This is a genomic window from Kyrpidia sp., from assembly GCF_023512215.1.
Lineage (GTDB): Bacteria > Bacillota > Bacilli > Kyrpidiales > Kyrpidiaceae > Kyrpidia > Kyrpidia spormannii.
On record NZ_JAILZZ010000096.1, the window covers coordinates 1 to 4,323 of the forward strand.

The 4,323-nt window shown below is 58.4% G+C and carries 6 protein-coding genes; 4 read left to right on the forward strand and 2 right to left on the reverse strand.

Translation table 11 applies throughout. The features are described from left to right. A partial coding sequence (locus tag K6T64_RS16315) for a response regulator transcription factor (RefSeq protein WP_288011172.1) occupies positions 1 to 183 on the forward strand: 183 nt, incomplete at its 5' end. Here K6T64_RS16315 and K6T64_RS16320 read toward each other — a convergent pair. Beyond that, positions 172 to 696, reverse strand: coding sequence for a MurR/RpiR family transcriptional regulator (locus tag K6T64_RS16320; RefSeq protein ID WP_288011173.1), 525 nt, complete (start codon positions 694 to 696; stop codon positions 172 to 174). The genes K6T64_RS16315 and K6T64_RS16320 overlap by 12 nt on opposite strands. Before the next feature lie 7 nt (positions 697 to 703). Between K6T64_RS16320 and K6T64_RS16325 the strand changes: the two genes are divergently transcribed. Then, complete coding sequence (locus K6T64_RS16325) at positions 704 to 1,534, forward strand: dicarboxylate/amino acid:cation symporter (protein WP_288011179.1); 831 nt, start codon at positions 704 to 706, stop codon at positions 1,532 to 1,534. 22 nt (positions 1,535 to 1,556) lie between these two features. On the opposite strand, the gene K6T64_RS16330 is transcribed toward K6T64_RS16325, so the two are convergent. Then, the gene (locus tag K6T64_RS16330) at positions 1,557 to 2,684 is read right to left on the reverse strand and encodes an MFS transporter (protein ID WP_353737841.1); all 1,128 of its coding nucleotides are present in this window, start codon (positions 2,682 to 2,684) and stop codon (positions 1,557 to 1,559) included. A 74-nt stretch (positions 2,685 to 2,758) separates the two neighbouring features. Here K6T64_RS16330 and K6T64_RS16335 point away from each other — a divergent pair, with 74 nt between their 5' ends. Continuing rightward, positions 2,759 to 3,400, forward strand: a complete 642-nt coding sequence (locus K6T64_RS16335; RefSeq protein ID WP_288011186.1) for an IS607 family transposase — start codon at positions 2,759 to 2,761, stop codon at positions 3,398 to 3,400. Next, positions 3,363 to 4,283, forward strand: a complete 921-nt coding sequence (locus K6T64_RS16340; RefSeq protein ID WP_288011190.1) for an RNA-guided endonuclease InsQ/TnpB family protein — start codon at positions 3,363 to 3,365, stop codon at positions 4,281 to 4,283. The genes K6T64_RS16335 and K6T64_RS16340 overlap by 38 nt, the downstream gene beginning before the upstream one ends. Positions 4,284 to 4,323 lie beyond the last annotated feature (40 nt).

Sequence of the window (4,323 nt, forward strand, 5' to 3'; positions counted from 1 at the left end):
CGGGAGGTGCTGGTGTTTCTCGCCCGGGGGTATCAAAACCGGGAAGTGGCCAAGGAACTGAACATCAGTGTGAAAACAGTGGAAAACCATAAAGCAAACATGATGCGCAAGCTGGGCGTCTCCACGGTGCGGGAAGTGATCGAATACGGCCGCCGGAATCGGCTGCTCGATCTATACCGATGAAGGAGGTTCGTAGATTCCGAACTGCTCCCAAAGATCCTCCATCTCGTGCAGAATTTCCGCTGTCTGTTTGGATAGGCGATTTGACACAGCGCGGAGTAATCCCGTCAGAAAGGATAGGGGCGCGACGAAAGAGTCCATGTGGGAGGGAATGCCTGTGGGCGTGAAAAAAGACTCGTCGGCCAGAGGCGCGAGGGGAGACGAAGGATAATCCGTTATCGCCATGATCCACGTTCCTCTTTTTTTTGCGTACCGCAGGTGTTCCACCGTCCAGTGGGCGTAACGGGAGAACCCAATGCCCACCATCACATCACCAGGTCCAAAGCGCTGTAAAAGGTCGATCATTCGCGGGTCTCCAGTAAATAACACCACGTCTTTTCCCAAAAGATGAAGGTAAAATTGAAAGAATTGCCCAAGGGAAACGGTGCTCCGAGCGCAGACGATTCCAATCCGCGAGGCGGAGATCAGCCGTTCCCTGGCCCGAAAAAAGGTTTCTACGTCCAACCTTTCGATCATTAGAGCGATGTTCTGGGCACTTATCTTCTTCTGTGTGATGTTTGGGATTGCCCTGGTGGGCTTGGGGGAACGGGGCCGTCCGTTTGTCAGTCTTATGGAAATCGTATCTCAAGCTTCGTTCCGCTTGGTCAACCTGGTGATGACCGTGGCGCCCATCGGCGTGTTTGCCCTGATGGCGGCTACCATCGGAACTTACGGGGTACAGTTGGTGATCCCCCTGTTGCGGCTGATCGGAACGGCCTATGTGGCGCTGGCCATTGTGGTGTTTGTCGTTTTTCCGATCGTTGCGTGGTTTTTGCGAATCCGTATCATTGAAGTCTACAAAATGGTTTGGGATCTCATGATCATCGGGGCGTCGACCGGCAGCACAGAAACCGTGGTGCCGCAGTTGATGGATCGACTGGAGCGATTCGGTGCGCCCAAGTCCATTACTTCTTTTGTCATCCCGGCGGGATTGCCGCTCAATTCTGATGGGACGACTCTATATCTCACGATCGCTGCACCTTTTATCGCTCAGTTGTTCGGAATTCATATGACGTTTTGGCATCAGGTGATGATGATCTTGTTCTTCATCGTGACCAGTAAAGGGGTGGCCGCGGTTCCCTCGTCGTCCATGGTGATTTTGTTGGCTACGGCGACGGCGGTGGGTTTGCCCGCAGAAGGGGTGGCGCTGATCCTGGGGGTCGATCGGGTGATCGACATGGCGCGGACGGCGGTGAATGTCATGGGCCATGTTTTTTCCTCGACGGTGGTGGCTCGTTGGGAAGGCGTGTTTGGGCAGAAGGATCCGGAAGTCACGGTGCAGTCGAGCACCCGGGAAGAAGCAGAGCCCGTGTAAGGATGGCCTTGGATCCGAGGGATTAACTCTGGTGCTGTCGAGCAGGTTTCTTGTTTCGATGCCGACGGGACCATAAGGTTGCCCCGCCTGTGTAGAGTAAAAATAGCCCAGCGACGATCCAAAAGAGTGCGTCTGGGCCGAATATACTCATGACGAAGGTTCCGCCCATGGGCCCGGCGACCATACCGGCGCCAAAATGGATAACGGCCAACCGATTGGCCCGTGGGAGTTCCCGCCCGTCGACTAGATCCTGAAGGTATGCCAGGCTCAGGCTGAACAGCGAGCCGGCGGCGGCTCCGGCCAGACCGAACCCCAGGGAGAAACCCGCTGTTGAAGACGCGTAGGCGGTGGTGATCAGCAGGGCGGCGCCAACGGCGCTGCAAACGATGAGAGTCTTTCCGCGGCCGAACCGGTCGCTCCACCACCCGAGAGGCATTTGAAAGATCAAGCTACCGATCACGAACAACGACAGCGCCAAAGAGACCCCGGATAAACTCCATCCCCGGGATACCGCATACAACGGGAGATCCGCGTTAAAAGCCGATTCCATAAATCCGAACGCAAAGGGCAAGGTCAAGGCGGGCAGGGCTGAGCGATACAGGCCCGGCACCCCAGACAATCGGGTACGCCCGCTCATCAAAGACGGTTCATGGGGGAGTGGATCCGGACGCACATCTTGGATGCGGAGGATGGGTACTCCAGCTGCCAACAGTACGCCAGCGGCGAACAAAAAAGGGACGGGCTCTCCCCACAGGAGGGTGTTGACCCCGAGGGGCCCCACGGCGAACCCGGCTCCAGTGGAGAACCCGTACAGTGCCATCTGCCTCCCCCTGCGGGCGGGATCCGCCAAAAGTCCTAACCAAGTTTGGGTGCCGTAATGGACAGCTCCAAGCGCCGTCCCCAAAACAAACCGCAGAACCAACCAAACTGAAGCCTCTTGGAACATCGGAAACAAGAGGGCAGACAGTGCGGCGGCCCCGAGGCCGGCGCACACCGTCATCCGAAATCCGATCCGGCGGGCCACTCGCTCCATGAACAGCATGGAAAAGAGCAACCCGGCATAAATGGTGACCGTGGCTGCCGCCCCTGTCGCAGTTCCTCGGGCTGCTTCCAGAGCGTTGCCAGTGCCCTGTGGATCTAGAGCGGCCAGTAGGGGGCTCGCAACTGCTCACATAAACCTTAATGAAGATTGATATTCCTCATCATTTTGTGTAATATTATCTCATGAAGGTTTCCATTGGTAGAGCCGCCAAAGAGTTGGGAGTTGCCCCGGAGACCCTTCGCCGCTGGGAAGCGGAAGGGAAAATCCGGGTGGAGCGGACACCCGGAGGTCACCGTCGGTATGACCTGGCCAGTCTTCGCGGATGGGCCCGCAAGGAACCGGAACCGAAAGAGCGGATCACTCTCGCCTATGCCCGGGTCTCCAGTCACGACCAGAAGGGGGATTTGGAACGGCAAGTGGAGTTGCTGGAGACGTTCTGCGCCGCAAACGGGTGGCGGTTTGAGGTGGTCCGCGACTTGGGTTCCGGGCTCAACTACAACAAAAGGGGCCTGCGGGAACTCATTCGCCGGATCTGTTCCGGCGAAGTGGGCCGGTTGGTGGTCACCCACAAGGACCGTCTGCTTCGGTTCGGGTCGGAGTTGGTCTTCTCCTTGTGCGAGCATTTCAGAACGGAGGTGGTCATCATCAATGCCTCGGAAGAGGCGACCTTCGAGGAAGAGCTGGTGCAGGACGTGCTGGAGATCATCACGGTGTTCTCGGCCCGGCTGTACGGGAGCCGGAGCCGGAAGAACCGGGACATCCTGAAGACGTTGAAGGAGGCAGCCGATGCGATTTGCCCTGAAAATGCGCCTGGAAGTGGGTGAACACACCGCGGCGGTGCTGGACGGCCAGTCGCGAATCGCCAACTGGTTGTACAATCACCTGCTCGAAGAGGCGAACACCCTGCGGGAGAAGTTCCGGAGCACCCAGGACCCGGAAGCGGCCAGGGTGCTATACACCAAGCGGGGGTTGCGCAACCGGATTCCGATGCTGAAGAAGGAATATCCGTTCCTGCGGACGGTGTATTCGTCGGTGCTGAAGAACGCGGCCCTGCGGCTGAGCGGAGCGATCCGGAAATACCAGAAGGCCCGTCGCGAAAAGGGGGCGAAGAAGGTCGGCTGGCCGAAGTTCCGGTCGTGGAAGCGGGAGTGGTTTTCGTTGCAATACGACGAGCCCTGGAAGGGCTTCGGACTGGAGGGCCGGACTTTGCGGTTATCCCTGGGGAAAGTCCTGGACGAAAAGACAGGCAAGGAGAAGCAAGCCCAGGTGACCGCACGTCTGGCGGAACCCTTGCCCGATTGGTTCGAACCGGGAATGGTTCGCCAGCTTCGGATCGTCAAGGAAGGGAAGCTGTTCTACGCGGTCTTCACGGTCAAGCGGCCTGTACCTGTCCGGCGGCCGGCGGGGCGGGTGATCGCGATTGACCCGAACCACAAGAACCTGGGCTACGGAGTGGGGACCGACGGGGTGGCGACGGAAATCCAAAACCCGTGGTTTCTCAAGATTCTGGACCGGCGGATTGACGAGGTAAAGTCTCTTCGGGACCGGTGCAAGAGGAAGTCGGTTCGGGTGGTACGGGAAGACGGATCGGAGGTGTGGTTGCCGTCGCGAAGGTGGAAGAAGCTGAACGAGCGGCTGGAAGAGCTGTGGCGGGTGCGCCGAGAGCAGATGAAGGGTGCGCGCTGTTCCCGCACAATCCTAGGGTGAAAACCTAGGCAAAAGCGGGCGCTGGCAAAACCAGCGAACT